The organism is Mycoplasmopsis pulmonis (assembly GCF_900660575.1).
Classification (GTDB): Bacteria; Bacillota_I; Bacilli_A; order Mycoplasmatales; family Metamycoplasmataceae; genus Mycoplasmopsis_B; species Mycoplasmopsis_B pulmonis.
The window spans coordinates 78,011-99,790 of sequence record NZ_LR215008.1 but is presented as its reverse complement, the minus strand read 5'-3'; the positions used below and the strand labels follow the sequence as shown (position 1 = coordinate 99,790).

General features: G+C 27.2%; 16 protein-coding genes and 1 tRNA gene. 8 read left to right on the top strand and 9 right to left on the bottom strand.

Going from position 1 to position 21,780, the window contains the following annotated elements:
* Positions 1-5 precede the first annotated feature (5 nt).
* On the bottom strand, positions 6-1,646 hold the full coding sequence (locus tag EXC36_RS00415; protein WP_129689982.1) for a P68 family surface lipoprotein: 1,641 nt from the start codon (positions 1,644-1,646) through the stop codon (positions 6-8).
* Positions 1,647-1,747: 101 nt separating this feature from the next.
* On the opposite strand from EXC36_RS00415, the gene fba reads away from it, so the two are divergent.
* Entirely contained in the window at positions 1,748-2,611 is an 864-nt protein-coding gene (gene fba, locus EXC36_RS00410) for a class II fructose-1,6-bisphosphate aldolase (RefSeq protein ID WP_041363916.1), read from the top strand.
* 193 nt (positions 2,612-2,804) lie between these two features.
* On the opposite strand, the gene EXC36_RS00405 is transcribed toward fba, so the two are convergent.
* From EXC36_RS00405 to prfA, 5 genes are all read right to left on the bottom strand, one after another.
* Positions 2,805-3,905: a YitT family protein gene (locus EXC36_RS00405; protein ID WP_129689980.1), complete on the bottom strand. Its 1,101-nt coding sequence runs from the start codon at positions 3,903-3,905 to the stop codon at positions 2,805-2,807.
* 36 nt (positions 3,906-3,941) lie between these two features.
* Positions 3,942-5,648 (bottom strand): ABC transporter permease, encoded by a 1,707-nt coding sequence (locus EXC36_RS00400; protein WP_010924912.1) that lies wholly within the window; start codon positions 5,646-5,648, stop codon positions 3,942-3,944.
* Between the two features lie 2 nt (positions 5,649-5,650).
* Positions 5,651-6,301 carry an ATP-binding cassette domain-containing protein gene (locus tag EXC36_RS00395; RefSeq protein WP_129689978.1) on the bottom strand — a complete coding sequence of 217 codons (651 nt, stop codon included), beginning with the start codon at positions 6,299-6,301 and terminating at the stop codon, positions 5,651-5,653.
* An 81-nt stretch (positions 6,302-6,382) separates the two neighbouring features.
* Positions 6,383-7,075: a peptide chain release factor N(5)-glutamine methyltransferase gene (prmC, locus tag EXC36_RS00390; protein WP_010924910.1), complete on the bottom strand. Its 693-nt coding sequence runs from the start codon at positions 7,073-7,075 to the stop codon at positions 6,383-6,385.
* Complete coding sequence (prfA, locus tag EXC36_RS00385; protein WP_129689976.1) at positions 7,075-8,154, bottom strand: peptide chain release factor 1; 1,080 nt, start codon at positions 8,152-8,154, stop codon at positions 7,075-7,077. The genes prmC and prfA overlap by 1 nt, the downstream gene beginning before the upstream one ends.
* A gap of 150 nt (positions 8,155-8,304) precedes the next feature.
* Between prfA and secA the strand changes: the two genes are divergently transcribed.
* Positions 8,305-10,908, top strand: coding sequence for a preprotein translocase subunit SecA (gene secA, locus EXC36_RS00380; RefSeq protein WP_129689974.1), 2,604 nt, complete (start codon positions 8,305-8,307; stop codon positions 10,906-10,908).
* 91 nt (positions 10,909-10,999) lie between these two features.
* Here secA and EXC36_RS00375 read toward each other — a convergent pair.
* Positions 11,000-11,083, bottom strand: a tRNA-Leu gene (locus EXC36_RS00375).
* Positions 11,084-11,603: 520 nt separating this feature from the next.
* Between EXC36_RS00375 and EXC36_RS00370 the strand changes: the two genes are divergently transcribed.
* The 5 genes from EXC36_RS00370 (at position 11,604) to EXC36_RS00350 (ending at position 18,153) form a co-directional block, all read left to right on the top strand.
* Positions 11,604-13,238 (top strand): glycoside hydrolase family 13 protein, encoded by a 1,635-nt coding sequence (locus EXC36_RS00370; protein ID WP_010924907.1) that lies wholly within the window; start codon positions 11,604-11,606, stop codon positions 13,236-13,238.
* A 1-nt stretch (position 13,239) separates the two neighbouring features.
* Positions 13,240-14,091, top strand: coding sequence for a carbohydrate ABC transporter permease (locus EXC36_RS00365; RefSeq protein WP_010924905.1), 852 nt, complete (start codon positions 13,240-13,242; stop codon positions 14,089-14,091).
* Positions 14,092-14,207: 116 nt separating this feature from the next.
* Entirely contained in the window at positions 14,208-14,957 is a 750-nt protein-coding gene (locus tag EXC36_RS00360; RefSeq protein ID WP_223212137.1) for a carbohydrate ABC transporter permease, read from the top strand.
* Positions 14,958-16,697 carry an ABC transporter ATP-binding protein gene (locus EXC36_RS00355; protein WP_197722591.1) on the top strand — a complete coding sequence of 580 codons (1,740 nt, stop codon included), beginning with the start codon at positions 14,958-14,960 and terminating at the stop codon, positions 16,695-16,697.
* Position 16,698: 1 nt separating this feature from the next.
* The gene (locus tag EXC36_RS00350) at positions 16,699-18,153 is read left to right on the top strand and encodes an ABC transporter substrate-binding protein (RefSeq protein WP_129689970.1); all 1,455 of its coding nucleotides are present in this window, start codon (positions 16,699-16,701) and stop codon (positions 18,151-18,153) included.
* Positions 18,154-18,169: 16 nt separating this feature from the next.
* Here EXC36_RS00350 and coaD read toward each other — a convergent pair whose 3' ends face one another.
* Entirely contained in the window at positions 18,170-18,619 is a 450-nt protein-coding gene (coaD, locus tag EXC36_RS00345; RefSeq protein WP_010924901.1) for a pantetheine-phosphate adenylyltransferase, read from the bottom strand.
* 56 nt (positions 18,620-18,675) lie between these two features.
* Between coaD and uvrB the strand changes: the two genes are divergently transcribed.
* Positions 18,676-20,649 (top strand): excinuclease ABC subunit UvrB, encoded by a 1,974-nt coding sequence (uvrB, locus tag EXC36_RS00340; protein WP_010924900.1) that lies wholly within the window; start codon positions 18,676-18,678, stop codon positions 20,647-20,649.
* Here uvrB and EXC36_RS03995 read toward each other — a convergent pair.
* Positions 20,644-21,780 carry a methylated-DNA--[protein]-cysteine S-methyltransferase gene (locus EXC36_RS03995; protein WP_010924899.1) on the bottom strand — a complete coding sequence of 379 codons (1,137 nt, stop codon included), beginning with the start codon at positions 21,778-21,780 and terminating at the stop codon, positions 20,644-20,646. The genes uvrB and EXC36_RS03995 overlap by 6 nt on opposite strands.

Genomic DNA, 21,780 nt, shown 5'->3' with positions numbered 1-21,780 from the left:
GAACATTAATTTGTCAATTTTAATAAATGTTCATAGAATTTTTCAAAGCTCTCATCTTGGCTTTTTTCAATGTTTTTACTTCACTTTTCAAGGGCATTTTTAATGTATGAAATTACCTCAAAAGTTTTTTGATTTGCCGGGTAGTATAAAATGTCAATTTTAGATTTTTCTAAGTTTAAATAATCAAGCAAATCAGCTAGTGAAAGAATTGATGATTCTAAATAGTTTGCTTGGATAAAAAGTTTATCTTTTAATTTTTCATCACTTGTTTTTTCTATTAGTATTTTTTTATCTTTTAATTTTTGTTCAAGCTCTTTTAAAAATTGTTTATTTATTATTGTTTTTAAGGGTAAAAAATATCCAGAATTTTCAATTATAAAATCACTTACATTCATATTCAAACTTTCAATTTTTCCATTGTAGAGTCAATTGACAAATTTTAAAGTTGCTCTATTTTCTCTTTGATTTGTATCAATTAAAACCAAAGATGATCCGCCTTTAAAATAAGTTGTTTTTTCTTTGTTTTTATCCGAGAAAAAACGAACTTGTCTTTCATGTAAAACATCTTTTTTTAAAGCTAAGTTTTCTTCTTTTTTTCATGAAAGATTTCTCTTACCAACTGAAGGACCAAAAGCAAAAGCACATTGATAAGATCTAATAATTGTATTTGTTCATCCATCATCAAAACCTAAGTATTTTATTGAACTAAAATTTTTATTTTTAATTTCAACATTTCTTAAATTTTGTTTGTATGTATTGTAAATTTTTTCTAGTGATAACTTAACTTGTGGATCTTTAAAATTAAAGATGATTTCATCTTTTGTTTTTGATAAATTTCATAGTTTAATATCTTGATAATTAGACAAATTTTGCTCATAGTTATCAAAGGATTTTAAAAATAGTTGTAAGTGATAATCCATTGAAAAAATAGTTGCATTTAATGTGCTTTGATCAACTAAGTCAGAATCAACAAAAACACCATCTCAAAATTTAGATGAAAATTCAAGGGCATTTTCAATAGATCTAAAGGTTGAATCATCAACTTTTCAACCTTTAAAAATGTCTTTATCTTTTACTTTTATTAAATTAAAAAAACTTTTTTTAGCAAGGGAATTTTCTTTGTCAATAGAATTTTTAGATTTAACAAAAATACTAGATTGTTCATCAACAAATCCTCCACCTTCTTTTATTAATTCAAAAAGTCTATTCATAATATTTAAATTAAAAATAATAGTGTCTAAATTAGTTATATTAAAAGGCAAATCATAAACTTTTTTGTTTTGATAATCTTGGCAAAATTCACTATTGTGAAAGTCTAAAATTTCTTGATTTATTAACTCTTTTAAATCACTATTTATATCAAGTATTTTATTTTTTCTTTTTAAAAAAAGTGCTCCATATTTATCTGACAAAATTATATTTGGACTTTCAGGATTATTTTGCTCTATTTTATCAATTGTCTCCAAAGCTAATTGATGCTCTGATTTAGCCAATGTTTGCTCATGGCTCATTAGTTTAACTGGTAAAAAATCTTCATCATTTTTATAGTCATTATTATAAATTTCAATTAAATCTTTTAAAGCATACATTAGATGAAATCACTTTGGCTGAGAGCTTGCAAAAATTATTTGTTTTCTTTGTTTCATTTTTCCCCTAAAACACAAAAAATTATTTTAAATTATATAAATAATAGATTTAATCTATAATTAAAAACAAATTACTTTTATTATAGATTTTTTTAGGAGAAATAATGCTAACAAATGCTAGAGAAATGGTACAAAAAGCAAAAAAAGAAAAATATGCTGTACCACACATTAACATAAACAATTTGGAGTGAACTAAAGCAGCTTTACTAACTGCTCAAGAAAAAAACTCACCTATCATCTTGGCAACAAGTGAAGGGGCAATAAAATACATGGGAGGAATGTTAACTGTTGTTTCTTTAGTAAAAGCTTTAGTTAAAGATTTAAATATTACAGTGCCAGTGGCTCTTCATCTTGATCATGGTTCATTTGAAGGGGCTTTAAAAGCTATTGAGCTTGGTTATACTTCAGTAATGTATGATGGCTCACATGTTCCATTTAAGCAAAATTATGAAAACACAAAAAAAGTTATTGAAGCTGCCAAAAAACATAATGTTTCAGTGGAAGCTGAAGTTGGAACCCTTGGTGGAGAAGAAGATGGAGTTGTAGGTGATGGAGAGCTTGCAAATGTAGAAGAGGCTAAAAAAATTACAGCTCTTGGAATAGATTTTCTAGCAGCTGGAATTGGAAATATTCATGGTCCATATCCAAGTTCATGAAAATCTCTAAATTTTGATAAGCTAAATGAAATAGCTCAAGCTACAGGAATAGGAATTGTTCTTCATGGTGGAAGTGGAATTCCAAGTGAACAAGTTAAAAAAGCAATATCTTTGGGAATATCCAAAATTAATGTAAACACTGAATTACAAATAGCTAATTCAGATGCAATTTGTGAGTTTGTTCTTTCTGGAGAAGTTAAAAAAGGTAAAAACTTTGATCCAAGAAAACTTTATGCAAATGGAACTAAAGCCATGATGCAAACTGTTGCAAACAAAATGGATGAATTTGGTTCTACAAACAAAGCTTAATCATAATTAAAAACATTCAAACAAAAGAGCACACATTACAAAAGCTCTTTTGTTTTTTATTTGATTTTTTAATATGTTTTTAAAAAATCAAATGATTGTTTTTTGTGTTGCAAATTTCTAAAACAAGCACTCTAAAGTCAAAACAAAAATTAAGCAATATTAAAAAAAGAGCAACTTTACTAGTGCTCTTTTTTTAGTCAACCATATTGGTGTTAAATCGTCCAAATACATTAACTGGTCCAACTTGTTCTATTCACGCATGAGGCTCGTAGTGTTTAATATCATTAACCAGAATTTTTGATTCTATAAATAAAACAACAGTTTCTATTTTGTAAATCTTTCTACCTGTATAACCACTTATTCCAACAATTATTTTGTAAGGATGTCAGTATTTAACTTCTTTGAAGTACTCTTGTATTTTTGCAAGGTTTGTAGTTGATATTGAAAGTTTAACTTTTTTATATTTAGGATACAAAATATTAACAACTAATGAAACAATTACAATGTAAGAAAAGCTTCCAATCATTTGCATTACATAATACTTTGGTTTAACAAGAGGTATGTAAATTATTGTATAAATAGATGACGTTGCTATTGCAAATATTAAAGTTATATTTCCTATGCTTTTTTTCTTTTTGATTGAAACATAATAAACAACAATATCAGTTCCGCCACTTGAACCACCTGCTCTTCAAATAAAGGCATTTGAAACACCCATAAAAATTGAACCTATGATTGAGTAGATAATAATTGGTCAAGTAGCATATGATTTAGTGAATTGAACTTCAGCGTTATTAATGACTGTTGATGTTTTTTCATTTGTTAATTTTTCAATAGTTCAACCATCTGCTAAGTCAATATATTTTTTCAAAAAGTTATTTATTAAATCAATGTTGATTATAGAGTTTATGACAAAGTTAAATAACATAAACACTATGGTTAATAACATAAAGGATTTTTTGACTTTTTTAAAATAAAAAATGATTAAAGGTAAATTTAGACCAAAATAAAAAAGTGAAAAATACTTTGCTAAAAATGGATAAATCAACATTAGTGTTGTAGGTATACCGGTTACTCCTGAAGGAATAGTAGCTGCTCTTGATAAAAAGAGCACAATCGCAAAGTTAAAAATAAGTGCTCCAATAAAAATTTGAAGTATGCTTTTCTTTTTATATAGAAAGAGAATTTGATATCAAGGAAGTTTTTCAATTTTTCAGTTTAGAAATTGCTCACCAGAAATAAATGTATTTTTTTTTCTTCAAAAAAACCGACTGCTTTTTTCGTTTTCATTCATGTTTATTTATTTTATTCCTTTTGTAATTTTTTTTATTTATTTTTTTACTTTATTTACAGTAACTATTTTAAGTCACATTTTATCAAAAATACTTTTAGATCTTAGACTGTTTTGTTTAATTCTAATTAAATGTGCAAAGCTAAATAAAACAAAATTAAATATTCAAAAAGGAATAACTAAAATAAAAATTGAATCTCCATTTTTTACGTCTAAGTAAACATTTCCAGGAGCACTTAGTTCTGTTAAACTTACATATCTAAAAAAACCTAAAATGATAATTGCTTGAGCAATATCTTCAACAAGTCATGTAATAGAAACTTTTAAATCTTTTCAAATATGAGGAACAATAATTTTGCTTATTTTTAAAAATAAATTATATGAAACTTTTAAGTCAATTTCTTCTCAAAGATTTTTTTTGATTTTATAAATTGATGAATTTACAAAAGCTGCAATTGTTGAAGTTGAAATCAAAATCATAGCAACTGTTGTAGCTGCAATTGGATTTTTTGGAAATGCTGCCAGTCATAAATAAAACATCAAAATTGTTGGCATGATTTTGACAAAATATATTAAAGTCTTGGTAATAAAAACAAATTTTCTTTGTTTAAAAATTGTTCTGTTTTGTAAAATACCAAAAATTAATCCAAGAAAAATGGAGAAAAATAAAATAATGTAAATTTGTGAAAAAATTTGAAACAAAGTTACAAAATTAAAGTTAAGAAAAAACTTATCTGTTTCAGTTTTAAAGATATTAAAAATTTTTTCATCGCTACCTATAAATGTGGAATTTAAATCACTAAAAACATAAATCAAAGATATAAAAGTAATTAAAAGTGAAACTAGCATAATTGATTTTTGAATAAGCTTAATTTTAAGTAAAGTTTTATTGATATTTTCTCAAGTTACTCCCTTTGAGTCATATCTCATTTTTCTAATTAAATTAACTATTAAACGATCAAATAAAATCATTGAAATTAAAAAGATAAAAAAGGGTATTCCAATTGATTCAAATTTATTAAGTTTTATATCTTGTGAAATTAAAGTTGTAATATGAATAATTGAAAAGCTAGCTAGAAAACCTGTAAATCTAATATTTGAATCAAGTCTTTGTAAAAATATTTTAAAAAAGCTAGTTCTTAATAAAGGAATTACTCCTTTTCTTAAAAGAAAAATTTTTGATTCATTATTCTTTTTAAAGTTGTTATAAATAGTCAAATTCATTGAATCAAACTCATAAGCTAAAGTTTTATGAAACTGAATAAAACTAACTCAAGTTACAAAAATTAGTGTTGCTAAAAAACCATCAAAGTTGATTGTAAAAAAATGAGCAAAAAAGATAAAAGGAAGTGATCTCAAAATGATAAAAAAAATATTCATTATTTTTGAAAGTCATTTTTTATTTCAACTATTTGTTGTAAAAAAAGCACTTCAAAAACCAAGGAAAAAACCAATAGTTGTTCCGCTAATACAATATATAAAAACAATGCTCAAATTTCTAAAACTATCAACAAAAAGTGAATTAGATTTTGAGTTAGTATTTTGTAATAAAAATAGCTTCGTTAAATTAGAAAAAAAGTTAAAAACATTTACCTCTTCAACAAATAAAGCGTTATATCAAATTGCATAAGCTAAAAAAACAAATAAGATTAACAAAAATGTATATTTTCAAAAAGGCAAAATTTTTTTAATACTTATTTGATTATCTTTTTCATATCAGAAAAATAGTAAGTTTCTTTTTTTCATATTTAGGTCTTAGGTTTTATTTTTAATTCAACAGTTTTACTTTGTTGATCAATTTTGTAAACATTTTTAAAATACTTTTTAACAAGCTTCATATCATGAGAGACAAAAAGTAAAGTTGCCCCTTGTTTTTTGGCTTCTTTAATAATAATTTCAACTATTTTCTCTGAGTATCTATTATCCAAATAATTTGTTGGATCATCAGCTAAAATAATCTTAATATCTGATACCAAAAACTTAGCAATTTCAACTCTTTTTTGTGATGTAGGAGAGAGAGTTTCTGTTTTGGCAAAACTGTATTTTAAAATATCCAATTCAGTAAAAGCATCAATGATTTGTTGCTCTTGTTTTTTGGATAAAAGTCCAAAAAAACTATGGAATTTACTTTTATATCCTCTTAAATAATTTTTTAAATTTTCATAAGGACTAATATCTTGAATTAAAGCAGGATAAGTACTTATAAAACCCATTTGCAAGAGATAATTTTTTTTCTCTTTTTTGTTCATTTTCATAATGTCTTTGCCATTAAACAAAATTTCGCCATAAGTAATATCAAGGGCGAAAGCTAAGGATTTTAAAATTGCTGTTTTTCCAGAAAATTCATCACCAACAATTGCAATATGTGATTTATCAGGGATAACTAAGTTAATTCCCATCAAAATATTCTGAACAGCATCTTTGTATTTTAAGTGTACATTTTTAAATTCAATAATAATGATTATTATTTTACCAATAAATTAAAATTTTTTAAATGCAAAGCGATTTTTTCCATTAATGTCTTTTATAACTTTAAAATTTTTTTCTAAAAAAAGCTCTTTGTGCAAAGGATTTATTTCAAAAAAAAGCATTCCATCTTTTTTTAAAAATGATGATGCTTTTTCTATGATTTTTTCGTAAAAATATCAACCATTTTTTGGAGCATATAAAGCCTTTAAAGGTTCAAAAAATTTTACTGATTTATCTATTTTTTGCTCATAAGAAAGATAAGGAGGATTTGAGACAATTATGTCAAAATCTCCTTGGATATTTTCAAATAAATCACTTTGAATTATTTTGTAATTTTTTACATTATTTATTTTTACATTTTTTTCAATTTGTTTAATTGCCTCAAGTGAAATATCACTTAAAGTTAGATCAATTTTTTTCATCTTAGAAAGGGCTATTCCAATAAAGCCTGAACCCGCACAAAGATCCAAAACTTTCATGTCATCTTTTAAAAAATCTTTTACCAAAAAAATGAGCTCTTCTGTTTCATATCTTGGTATTAAAACCTTGTGGCAAATATCAATTTTTACATTAGCCATTTCAATGTAACCAATGATTTTTTGAACTGGCATATTTTTCTTTAAAAGTCTTTTTTCTTTTTGACTAATTTTATTATTTAAGTTGTAGCGTCTTTTTTCTAAAATCAAATCATCAATGCTAGCCATTAAATTCCAACTTCTTTTATTTTCTCAGCTTGCTCTTCTGCTAAAAGTGAGTCAATTATGATTTGAAGTTTTCCTTCCATGATTTGTTTTAATGAAGACGAAAAATTAATTCGATGATCAGTTACTCGATCTTGAGGATAGTTATAAGTTCTGATTTTTTCGCTTCTAGCTCCTGAGCCAGCTAATTTACGATACTGACCAACTTTTTCAAGTTTTTTTTGATTTTCATGATCATAAAGTTTTGCTTTTAAAATTTTTAGAGCAAGTTCTCTATTTGAAATTTGACTTCTTCCTTCTTGAGATGATGAAATGATTCCAGTTGGTATGTGAGTAATTCTAACAGCTGAATCTGTTGTATTAACTGATTGACCACCTGCTCCTGATGATCTAAAAGTATCAATTTTGAGATCACTTGGATTAATTTCTACTTCAATGTCATCATCAATTTCTGGCATAGCTGTAACAGTTGCTGTTGAGGTGTGAACTCTTCCTTTAGATTCAGTTACTGGTATTCTTTGAACTCTATGAACACCTGATTCAAATTTCAATTTTGAATAAGCTTTTTCACCACTAATTGTAAAAACTATTAATGTAAATCCTCCAGTAGTTGCATAGTTTCTATCTAAAACACTAACTTTCATGTTGTTATTATTAGCTCATTTTGAATACATCTCGAAAAGATCACCAGCAAAAATATTGGCCTCATCTCCTCCAGCTGCTCCTCTAATTTCCATGATTACATCAAGTTCATCATTTTTATCTTTTGGTAAAAGTAAAATTTTAAGCTCCTCAACTAATGAGCTCATTTTTTCCTCACACTCTAAGATTTCTTTTTTGGCAAGTGATATTAATTCTTCGTCTTTTTCTTGGGCTAAAATTATTTTTGAACTTTCAATAGTTTTTTCATAATTCAAATATTTACTAAACTCTTCTGAAATTGATTTTATTGAGTTTAATTCTCTAGAAAACTTTTTATATAGTTTTATATCTGAAAGAACCTCTGGTTTTAAAAGTTCTTGATTTAACTCTTGATATTTATCTAAAATACTTTTTAGCGAGTTATACATTGATTTTTCCATAGTTATCTTTTACATTATATTTATTTTTTAAAATATGAAATTAAAAGTTTTTCTATATTCTAAAAAATAGTTGTTTTTAAGTTTTAAAGCTAGTTTTGCCTTAATTATTTAAGGCCTTTTTATGGGATATTTTGTAAAATAGTAAAAGATATGATCAAAAAACTAAAAGAAATACCATTTTTTAAATCAACTGAAATGAAAATTGCTGAAAAAACTCTCCAACAAATTAATGACCTTGAGCCTTCTGTAGTAAATTTAACTGATGAAGAGCTTCAAAACAAAACTGATGAATTTGTAAGAAGAATTCAAGAGGGAGAAACTCTTGAACACATTCGTCCTGAAGTTTTTGCAGTTTCTCGAGAGGCTACAAAAAGGGTTTTGAAAAAGCGTCCTTATGATGTTCAAATGCTTGGTGGAATTATTTTGGATTTAGGTTCAGTTGCAGAGATGAGAACTGGAGAGGGAAAAACCATTACTTCAATAGCTCCAGTTTATTTAAATGCTTTGGAAAAAAAGGGAGTAATTGTCTCTACTGTTAATGAGTATTTAGCAGAGCGTGATGCAGCGGAGATGGGTGAGGTTTTTAGTTTTTTGAAAATGACAGTAGGTGTTAATAAACCTTCAATGAGCCCTGAGGAAAAAAAACAAATTTATCAGTGTGATATCACCTATTCAATTCACTCGGAGCTAGGTTTTGACTATCTTAGAGATAATATGGTTACAAACATTAATGATAAAGTTCAAAGAGGTCTAAATTACATTTTGCTTGATGAGGTTGATTCAATTTTAATTGATGAGGCTAGAACTCCTTTAATTATCTCTGGAGGAGAGAGTTCTTCTTCATATATGTATGAAGTTGCCAATCAATTTGCAAGAACTCTTCAGCCAGGTGACTATGAAATTGATGAAGAGTCTAAAACCATAAAGCTAGTTGACTCTGGAATTGACAAAGCCAATAAATTTTTTACTCTTTCAAATCTCTATGACATTAAAAACTCTGAATTAGTTCATAGAATCCAAAATGCTCTTAGAGCTAATTTCATCATGAAAAAAGATGTTGAATATATTGTCAAAGATGAAAAGATTGAATTAATTGATGCTTTTACCGGAAGAATCATGGAAGGAAGAGCTTATTCAGAGGGTCTTCAGCAAGCTATTCAAGCAAAAGAGTTTTTAGAAATTGAAAGTGAAACTAAAACACTTGCAACAATTACTTACCAAAACTTTTTTAGGATGTTCAAAAAACTCTCAGGTATGACCGGAACTGCCAAAACTGAAGAGCAAGAATTTATTGACATTTATAACATGAGAGTTAATCCCATTCCAACCAACTTACCAAACATTAGAGTTGATGATGAAGATTCAATTTATTGAGGTACTCGTCAAAAATTAAATGCTATCTTAAAAGAAGTAAAACAAGTTTCAAAAACAGGTCAACCAATTCTAATTGGAACAAGCCAAATTGAGCAATCTGAACAACTTCACCAGCTTTTTGATCAAAATGGAATTGTCCATACTGTTCTTAATGCAAAACAAAATGAACAAGAAGCAAACATTATCTCTCAAGCTGGTCAACTAAATGCTATTACCATAGCAACAAACATGGCAGGACGTGGAACTGATATTAAACCTTCAAAAGAAGCCCTTGCAGTTGGTGGTTTATATGTTTTAGGAACTGACAAATCCGAAAGTAGAAGAATTGACAATCAACTTCGAGGTCGTTCAGGACGTCAAGGTGACATTGGTTATTCTAAATTTTTCCTCTCTCTTGATGATCAACTTATTTTAAGATTTGCAGGAGCTGATAAATTAAAAGAGATCTTTCCAAAAAGTGAAGAAGCACTTAATTCTAAACAATTAAAAAGACACTTTAGTAATGCTCAGAAAAAGATTGAAGGTTTTAACTATGATAGTAGAAAAACCGTTTTAAACTATGATGATGTTATTAGACAACAAAGAGAATTAATGTATTCTCAAAGAGATCTTATTTTAGTTAGTGAAGATCTATTTTTTGTAATTGAAAGAATGGTTTTTAGAAGCGTTGATGATGTTTTAAAAAATAGTATGTTTCTTTTAAAAAATGGTGGTTTTGATTATACAAAACTAACTGAGTATATTAATGATCAATGACTTAAACCTTTTGATTTTAAATTTGAAGAGTCAAAGCTTAGTCACTTGCATGAAAAAGATCTAGCTGAATATATTTTCCAAAACTTGATGGAACAATACATGATTGTAAGACAAAGATTAATAGATAGCTTTGGTGAAGATTCAATTTTATACCATGAAAGATCAATTTTAATTTCTACAATTGATAGTTACTGACAAAACCACATTAACTCAATGGACAAACTAAGATCAAATTCAAATATGGTTCAATATGCACAAAAAAATCCTTATCAAGTTTATACTCAAAAAGGATCTAAAAAATTTGAAAGATTAATAGTGGAAATAGCTCTTCAATCAAGTGTGCAACTCTTTAATAATCCAAGTGCTTATAGACAAGATCAAATGGAAGAAGTTATGATTGAAGGCTACACTCAAGAATTCATTGATAAAATTCCTGAAAGTGAAAGAGAATATTTCAAAACTCTTCCTCAAGATTTAAAGTCTAAAATAGTTAAAAATTTAATTCAACTTGAACAAAGCATTGCTATGGTTGAATCAAATGATCAAAGTCAAGATCTACAATCTATAACAATCGACATTTTACCTGATCAAAATTTAAATAACTCCTCTGATGAAGCTAAATAAAATTAGCTAATTTTAGAAAAATAAAAAGCCAACTAAATTTCATAACTTGAAAAAATTAGTCGGCTTTTTTTAATGGTCAATTTTATTGATATGGTGCCCGAGACTGGACTTGAACCAGCACGCCGTGAAGCGGTTGATTTTGAGTCAACTGTGTCTGCCATTTCACCACTCGGGCAACTCTTTCAATTATAAAACAAATAATTTTTTTTAAATCTTTTTTGTTTTTATTTTATTTTAAAAAATCACTAACTTTTTTAAAAAAGCATGGCTTTATCATATGCAAAAAATTACTAGATTTTTTTAATGTCTTTTTTAAGATTTGTCAAAAATTTTACTAGATTTTTTTAATCTTTCTAAAACATAAATTTTATGTAAATAAAAGTTAATAAAAATGCATCAATCCATTGATTGATGCATCCAATTAAATTAAATAAAAATTTATCTCATTTTTCTTGCTTAGAAATAATTCTATCAAAAAAAAAAAAAAAAAAAAAAAAAAAAAAACATACATAATCAAAAATAAGCTCTTTTTTTCATGTTTATTTTCACTTTAAAAGCCCTTTAATCTTCCGTTTTATAATTTTTTATATGGTAATTTTATTAAATTAAAACCTAAATTTCAAGCACTTTAAAAGCTTATTAAAATCATTTTAGTAATTTAATAAAGTTATCAAAAAAAAGAAAGTAGGTGAGAATTGAAAAATAAAGAATTATGATGAAGAACAGGCTCGATTTATCAAGTTTATGTGCGTTCATTTAAAGATTCAAACAATGATGGAAATGGTGACATTAATGGATTAATTTCTAAGCTAGATTATCTTCATTGATTAGGTATAAAAGCAATATGAATTAACCCAATAGCAAAATCACCAATGGTAGACAATGGCTATGATGTCTCAGATTACAAAGACATTGATCCTTTGTTTGGGACTATGAGTGATTTTGAAAATTTAATTGAAAAAGCTCATAGTAAAAATATCAAAATAATTTGAGATTTTCCATTAAATCACACATCAAGTGAACACCCTTGATTTAAACAAGCTCTTAAAGGAAATCCAAAATATTTAAAATATTATTATTTTACAAAAACATACAAATTAAATAGAGATTCTGTTTTTGGTGGATCTTTTTGAACAAAGACTTCAAATGGTTATTACTATGCTCATGTTTTTGCAAAAGAGCAACCATGTCTAAATTGATTTAATCAAGATGTAGTTGATGAATTTGTTGAAATAATTAACTTTTGATTAGATAAAGGAGTAGATGGTTTTCGTTTTGATGCCTTTGATGAAATAGGTAAGCCCACTGATCTTTTTACAAGAGAAAACTTCTATGAACATGACAAAAAATTTGTTATAGAAAAGTTTAAAGAGCTTCGTCAAAAAACATGAAAAGATGATAATGAAATTATGAGTGTTTCTGAATCATGGGCGATGAATTCCAAAGATGTAAATGAAAATACAAACTTAGAAAACAAAGCTTATAGTTTAACTTTTAATTTTGATCATATGATTAGTGAATTTGAATATGTCGATGGTAAAAAAACATGAAAAGGCTTTGATTTTATTAAGTTCAAAAAAATCATCGCACAATGACAAAAAGATGTAAGCAATGGTTGAAATAGTCTTTATTTTAATAACCATGATCAACCAAGAGCTATTTCAAGATTTTTACATGATCAAGTTGATTTTCTTGATCAAAAAGCCAAAGCTTTTGCCCTTACATTACATGGACTAAAAGGCACTCCTTTTATCTATCAAGGTGAAGAAATAGGAATGGATAATTCAGATCATACAAATGACATTTCTAAAATCAATGATGTCAATGATCTTAGAACTTATGAGTATCATGTTCTTAAGCAAAAAATAATGACTCATAATGATTTTATGAAGCTTAGTTCCATCTTTTCAAGAGACAATGCAAGAACTCCAATTCCTTGAAATTCAAAAGGAGGCTTTAATGACTCAGGCAAGTCTTGACTTCCATATAACAAAAGCTTTAAAACAATAAATGTTGAAGATCAAATTGATCAAGAAAATTCAGTTTTAAGTTGATATAAAAAAGTTATTGATCTTAGAAATAATCCAAAAATAAGATCAACAATTATTCAAGGTGATTTTGAATTAATTGCCGATGAAGATCCTAACATTTTTGCATACAAAAGAAAAGATGATTTTCAGGAACTTGTCTTTGTAATTAACTGATCTCAAAAGTTAATTGACAATAATTTAAATTTAAAAAATTATGAAGTATTTTTAAATAATTATCCAACTTATCAAAGTTCAAAATTACTTCCATGACAAGCTTTGATTTTAATAAGAAAGAGCTAGTATGTATAGCAGAAAAACTTTTTGAGTAATGGTTTTACCAGCAATAATAATTTTTTCTATTGTTTTGATAATTCCAATTATTTTAGGATTTTTACTCTCTTTTACTGATTGGTTTAAAGAGCAATTAATTTTCGAGGGAAAATGAATTGGTTTCAATAATTACAAAATTGCAATTACCGATCCTAGATTTATTCACTCAATTTGATATACAAGTGTTTTTACACTTTTGAGTTTAATTTTGACCAATAGTTTTGGCTTTGGTTTTGCCTATGCTTTAAGTAAAAAAATCGCTGGTACAAACATCTTTAGAGGAGTGTTTTTTTTACCTAATATGATTGGTGGATTAATTCTAGGTTATCTATGACAATTAATCTTTGACAATGCCCTTAGTTCTATTTTTTCTCATTCATTAAGATTTGGTAATAAATGAGAAGCAATGCTAGCAATGTCCATGGTCTACACTTGACAAATGGCAGGATACATTATGGTTATTTACATAGCTGCTTTACAAAATGTTAATAAGAGTTTATCTGAAAGTGCAAAGATTGAAGGATGTGGAGTTTTTAAACATTTTTTTAGTGTTATTTTACCTTCAATAATGCCAGCTATTACAATTGTTTTGTTTTTACTTGTTTCAAGGTCTTTTCAAATGTTTGATCAAAACTTAGCCCTTACAAAAGGTGATGGACAAACTGGCTTAATTGCCTATAACATTTATGCCTCTGCTTTTGTAAGTGCCTATCAAGAGAGCTTTGGAATAGCTCAGGCTAAAAGCTTTATTTTTGTAGTTATAGTAGCTGCTATTTCAGTAACTCAAGTTTATATAACTAAGAAATTCGAGGTACAAGTTTAATGTCAAAAATGATAAGTAATATAAAGTTTTATTTCTCAAAGAAAAAAGCTTTAAAAATAAGTTTAATTTTACTTTTAACCTTGATTAGTATAATGTGGCTTTTTCCATATTTTTTAATGACCAACACTTCATTTAAAAATATCACAGAGTTAATTACCAAAAACATTTTTGCTCTTCCTTCAAAATATGAAGGTCCAAACTATCAAAGAGCTTTTCAAGCTTTAAACTTTGCTGAATCTTTTAGTGTTTCACTTTTAGTTACTATAGTTTCAAATATTTCAATTATCTTTTTTTCTTCAATTACAGCATGACAACTAGCTCGATCAAAAAGGTTAATTTCAAAAATTATTTTTTACATGTTTTTAATCACAATGATAGTTCCATTTCAAGCAATAATGCTTCCTTTAATTTATCTAATGGGAAAAATGAGATTTCTTAATTTATTTGGTTTAATTTTTATGTATACAGGTTTTGGAATGCCAATTTCAATTTTCATGATGCATGGATTTTTAAGTAACATCCCACTTTCTTTAGAGGAAGTTTCTAAAGTTGAAGGATATAGGCCAATAAGAGTTTATTTTAAAATAATTTTGCCTCTATTAAAGCCAATAATTGCAACAGTTGCAATTATTAATACAATTTGAATTTGAAATGATTTTTTACTTCCATATTTAGTTTATCTTTCAAATTCACACTCACCTACAACTACTATTATTCGTCTTCAAGGAGGACTTGTAGGAACCTATGGAACAGACTTTACAGCTATTATGGCAGGACTTACAATTTTAATAATCCCAATTGTCATCTTTTTTATAGTTATGCAAAAAAATATTATTTCAGGAATTACTAACGGAGCAATTAAATAAATGAAACAATTAAATAAACAAAAAACTATTATTCCTAGCTTTTTATCTTCAATGAAAAATGACATTGTAAATGAGCAAAATCAACAAGAAAATCAAAGCTATATTTTGGAATTGAAAAATGTAAATAAAATTTATCCAAATGGATTTCAAGCTATTTTTAAAACAAACCTAAAAGTTAAAAAAGGTGAATTTTTATCATTGCTTGGTCCTTCAGGATGTGGTAAAAGCACAACACTAAGAATCATAGCAGGACTTGAAAGTCCAAATCAAGGTGAAGTCTTTATCAATGATCTAAATGTAACTTATTCAGAGCCTGCTTTAAGAAACTTAACAATGGTTTTTCAAAACTATGCACTTTTTCCTCATTTAAGTGTAAGAAAAAATATTTCTTATGGTCTTGATGCAGACAAAAATAAAGTAATTCAAGATGGTCAATATTGACAAAAACTTAATTTTTTGAAAAATGAAATAAATGAAATAAATTGAAAAATCACCAACACAAATTTAATTGACAAACATAAAAAAGAACTTGAAAAAAATAAGCTTAAAAGAGAAAAATTAATTCAAAAATATAAAGAAATTTCAAAGCAAGAAAACTCAAAAGATAAGCTAAATAATTTGCTTGCTAAAATCACATTTTTAGAATCAAAAATTGAATTTAAAAAAGATATCATCAAAAATTTTGAATCACTAAAAGATCTTGTTGAGTCACTAAAACAAAAAAGAAAATTAATTAAATCAAATATCAAAAAATTCAAACAAGATAAAGAAAAACTTAATAAAAATCAAATCAAAAAAATCATCAACAAAAAAGTTGAACAAGCAGCTAATTTATTAGGTCTTGAATTTTATCTAAATCACAAACCATCAGAGCTTTCAGGAGGTCAAAGACAAAGAGTTGCCCTTGGAAGATCGATAGTAAATAGTCCCATCTTGTTTTTAATGGATGAGCCTCTTTCAAATCTAGATGCTCAGCTAAGAGCTACTATGCGCCAAGAAATTAGAAAGCTTCATGAAAGAATTAATTCAGGAACAATTTATGTAACTCATGATCAAGTTGAGGCTATGACTATGAGTGATAAATTAGCAGTTATGAATGATGGTTTTATACTTCAAATTGGCTCACCAAAAGAAGTTTTTACAAATCCTTCTTGTTTGTTTGTTGCTAAATTTGTTGGCAGTCCTGCTATGAACTTAATTGAAGGAATTTACAAAAATCAAAAATTTATCTCACAAAATGGACTTGAGATAAATTTGCCCAAATATAAATGTAATCATCTTGAAGAAAATCAAAAAATTACAATCGGTATTAGACCAACTGATTTTTCAACTGATGAAAATGTTTTTCATAGTTATCAAAATAAACAAAAAGTCAAAATTACTTCCAAAGAATTGCTTGGTAATGAAATTCAATATAAAGCATCAATTGTTCCAAGTAATGAACAAATAAGTTTTATTACATCATCTTATGATGATTTTCAAGTTGACCAAGAAATTGAAATTTTCATGATTTTATCTAGGATTCATATTTTTGATACTTTTTCAAGTATTGCTCTAACTTCAAAGCTCAACATCGAAACAATTGAAGCTTTAGAAAACTGATTAAATTCAAGTTCAAAAATTTTTCTAAGAAGGCTTATATTAGAAAAATCAAAAAATAAAAATACTAAAAAATCACTAATTAAAACAGCTTATTTAGCTATTAAAAAACAAATACAAAAAAACCAAAAAGGAAAATAAAATGAAAAGAAAAATTTTTAGATTTTTATCTCTATCTTTACTTACCATAGCCCCTGTTATAACTTTTGTTTCATGTGCAAAAGAAGATGAACAAGTTAAAAAGCTTGTAGAAGAGTTTAAACAAGATCAAAGCCTTAGTAATTTAAAAACTAAATTTGAAGGCTACTCTAAAGATTCGATGGAAATCATTGGAACAAAAGTTGAAGTTGATCTTCAATCTGATAAATTGATTAAAGCTTTTAATGAATATTTTGGAACAAATCTAAGTTTTAAACAATATGGAGGAAGTGTCAATCCCGGAACTATTCTTTCAAGTAAATTTAACGCAGCTGGAGGAGTTGGAAATTTACTAATGTTTAATAGTGAACCTAGAGAAGCTTTTGAGTCAAGATACAATAGTTTAATTGACACCTCTGCTAAAAACATCATAGAACATGAAGGAGAAGTTCCTGGAACAATAAGCGTAAAAGACAAAAGTTTTATGCCACAAGTCTATGAATACTATGGAGTAATTTACAATAAAAGTCTTTTTAATCAAAAAGACATTATTGTCCATGAAGGTAAATCAATTGATGCTAGTGCTACAAAACCAGCTAACTATGATGGGCTAGTTGAAAAAGATGGTAAAACTCATGTTTACACAAGTGATCTTAAAGAAACGGGTTATAGAAAAGTAGTTCAGCTTCTTAAAGACAAAGGAGTTGCAAAGCCTTTTTATTCTTTTGCCAAAGGTGATAGTGGAACACTTTGACCAATCTCAACACACTTAATGGCAGCTGCTGTTTCAACTTTATCAAATCCTAGCAAAGAGGATTGAAATGACTCAACAAAAGTTATTACTGATGAGGTAATTAAAGCAATGAAAAATGCCTTAGAAATAATGGGATACACTCCAGAAAATGATGGAAGTCAAACCAACAATGTCAATAGTGGTAATGCTTCTTTAGCAGCTAATCAAAGTGCTCTAATACAAGGAGGAACTTTTACAGAGCCCGATATTAAAAGAGTTAATCCAACTACTGAAATAGGAATTTTTCCTTTACCTATTTTCAACAAAGTTGATGGAACAGCCATGGTCTATCGTGGAGCTGCTCAAAAATGAGCAATTACAACACTTGCAAATGATCCAGCTAAGTTAAAAACTGCAAAAATGTTTTTACAATTTTTGTACAAAACAAAAAGTGGTTATAACTTCTTTTCAAAAGAGTTTCAATTTATTAGCCCATATGGAGCCCCTGACGGAGTTGAACAAGCTCTTGATCCTAAAGGACTTTTAAAATCAGCTACTAACTATCAAGGAGCCACTAATGTAGGACATTGAGTCCACGATAATTTCCCTGAAGGTTTTAACACTGATAATGCAGTTTTAAAAGAAATGGCAAACAAAGGCTACACTCAAAGTGATGCTCTTGAAAGAGTTCAAAAAGCATGAAGTGATTTAAAAACTAAAAAATAACTTTTAAGCTAAAAAATTATTTTTTAAGATTTTCAATAAATTTTTGATGACGAATTAAAGTTGAGTTAATTTCAATTTTGTCATAATCAGGAAAGATCAAAATTGTTTCAACTTCATTATTAATTTTTTTGTTTCCAGCAGCTAGCACTAATTCATATTGATAGTCAATGTCATTTCTAGCACTACGAATAATAAATTTTGCTCCTAGTTTTTTGGCTATTTCAGCTGTCAGGCTATCTTTATTTACTAAAACTTGAACACGAGATTTATCAAAATCTAAGATCTCGTTTTCAAGCAAAGTTTTCCTTTGATCAAAACTTGTTTTTGTAATTTTATCTGGATTAATTGTAATGACTAAATAGACTAAATCAAAAAGAGCAAGTGCTTTGTTTAAAATATGTTTGTGACCGTTGTGAAATGGATCAAAAGAACCTGGAAATATAGCAATTTTTTTATTCATAGACATAAAGATAATTTTACTAATTTTAAAAACATTTTGAATGTAAAATTATAAATTGAATTATGTTTAAACTCCATTCAAATTATTCTCCTTCAGGAGATCAACCAAGAGCCATTCAAGAGCTAGCTGAAGATATTGAAAAAAACAAAAAACATCTTGTTCTTCAAGGAGTAACTGGAAGTGGTAAAACTTTTACCATTGCTAATTTAATTGCAAAGTTTAATCGTACAACTTTAGTGCTTTCTCACAACAAAACTTTAGCTTCTCAACTCTATTCAGAATTAAAAGAATTTTTTCCTGAAAATAGAGTTGAGTATTTTGTTTCATATTTTGATTTTTATCGTCCAGAGGCTTATCTTCCTTCAACTGATACTTACATTGATAAAACTAGCAAAACTAATAATGAATTAGATGCTATGCGAATGTCAAGTTTAAATGCACTTTTAACTAGAAAAGACACAATAGTTGTTTCATCAGTGGCTGCTATTTATGGGGCTTTTAATCCTCAAGAGTATCAAAAAAACTTTTTTTCAATAGAAGTAGGTCAAGAGTTAAAAAGAAAAGATTTTTTTCTTGATCTTGTCAAAAGACACTATAAAAGAAATGATGTAAATCTAGTTCCTGGAAGTTTTAGTGCAAAAGGAGATGTAGTTGAAATAGCCCCTGCTTGAACTAGTGATTTTGCCATTAGAGTAGAATTTTTTGGAGATGAAATTGAAGCAATTGCTACAATAGATCCTTTAAATAAAACTCTTAAAAAAAGACACAAAAACTATTTAATTTTTCCAGCTAATGCATACTCAACAAATAAAGATATAGTCTCTAGAGTTGTTCTTCAAGTAAAAGAAGAGTTAATTGATCGACTAGATTATTTTGAAAAAAATAATAAGCTTCTTGAAATGCAACGTTTAGAGCAAAGAGTTAAATCAGATATGGACTCTTTAGAAGAATTTGGTATATGTAGCGGAATTGAAAATTACGCTCGTTATATTGATGGAAGAGAGCAAGGAGAAAAGCCTTATACTCTTTTAGATTATCTTCCTGAAGAAGCACTTGTTTTCATTGATGAATCTCACATGATGGTACCACAATTAAATGCTATGTTTAATGGAGATCGCTCAAGAAAACAAAACCTTGTTGACTATGGCTTTCGTCTTCCTTCGGCTCTTGATAATAGACCTTTAACATTTAGTGAATTTGAAGAGTACAAATTCCCAAAAATCTATATCTCAGCTACTCCTTCTGAATATGAAATTGAAAAAGCTGATCAAAAAATAACAAAGATGATAATTAGACCAACTGGACTTTTAGATCCTATTATTGAAACAAGATCTAAGACAAATCAAGTTGAAGATATCTATGATGAATTACAAAAACAAAAAGCTAAAAATGAAAGAACTCTAATTCTTACAACTACAAAAAGATTTAGTGAAGAGCTAACTAGATACTTCCAAGAAAAAGGTGAAAAAGTTGCATACATTCACTCAGATCATAAAACTTTTGAACGTAATGAAATTCTAAGAAAGCTTAGAAAAGGTGTTTATGATTTAGTAATTGGTATTAATTTACTTAGAGAAGGTATTGACCTTCCTGAAGTTTCTTTGGTTATCATTTTAGACGCTGACAAAGAATCATTTTTAAGAAATACAAAAAGCTTAATTCAGATAGTTGGAAGAGCTTCAAGAAATAGCTCTGGTAAGGTTATTTTTTATGCTGATTTTGTTTCAAAAAGTATGAGAGAAACAATTGAAGATAACTTTGAAAAAAGACAAATTCAAATCCAATATAACAAAGAACACGGAATTGTTCCTCAAACCATAATTAAAGATATTCCAGAGCCAATTGAAGGCCATGGATTTGAACATTCAATTGAGTATTTTTTATCAAATGAAAAAAAATCAAAAGCTCAATTAAAAGAAAAAGAAAAGCTGATTTTAGATCTAAAAAAACAAATGCTTGAAGCATCTCAAAAAATGAATTATGAAAGAGCCATTCATCTTCGAGATTTGCTTATTGAACTTGGAGAAAAATTATAATTTTTCATTAGCTTTTTTTTCAATTTTTAAAAGCATTTCTTTCATGTCAACTCCAGTGGCATAACCTACTAATTTTCCATTTGAACCAACGACTCTATGGCAAGGGACAAATATAGAAATTGGATTTTTATTATTTGCCATTCCAACAGCTCTTGATGCTCTTGGATCTCCTATTGCTATAGCAATTTCTTTATATGTTTTTGTCTTGCCATAAGGAATTTTTAAAAGTTCATTTCAAACTCTTTTTTGAAAGTTAGTTCCCTTCAAAAAATAAGGAAAATTAAATTCAATTTTTTTACCATCAAAGTAGTCTAAAAGTTGAAAATAAACCAAGTTTGTAAGATCAGTTTTTGTTCCAAAATCTAATGGATCAAAAACTCTTTTTATTAGTTTTATTTTTTCATCTTCATGGGCTATTTTTATATATCCAAAATCAAATTTATAAACAGCAAATTTTTCATCATTTTTACTGTAAAGATGATTTGAATTTAAGCTTTGTTTTTTAGTGTTTTTATCATTAGAAAAATCCCATTTTCCAGAGGCTATTTCTCATAAATATAAACTAGCTATACTAGCAAAAGGTGAATATCTTTTTTCAAGTTTTTCAAAAGTAATTTTATCAACATCTTTATATCCATAAAGCATCTTTATTGCTCTAATAATTGCAAGATCTTTATAGCTTAAGATGTTTTTTCTTTGCATTGAAAAAATCATTGCCATCTCAGCTGTTCATTGACCTATTCCTTTTAAAGAACTTAGTGATTTTATAGCCTCATTATCAGACATTGAATAAAGAGCATCTATATCAAATTCTTTGTTATAAACTTTTTTAGCAAAGTCTAAAATGTAAGTGAGTTTTCTATTTGCAATTCCTATTCCATCAAAATCAAAAAGATCAAAAGATGCTAAGGTTTTAGCATCAATGTTTTTGACTTTTTCTTCAAATCTTTTTCACAAAGTTTTGTGTGCTTTAGTTGATATTTGTTGACCTATAATGCTATGCACAATTGCAACAAATAAATTAGGCTTTATCTCTCTTTTTATAAAGCCAATTTTTTCAATTGCTTTTGCTAATTTTTTATCTTTTCTTTTTAGATAGTTGACTTCATTTTCACTATATTCAAAATACAA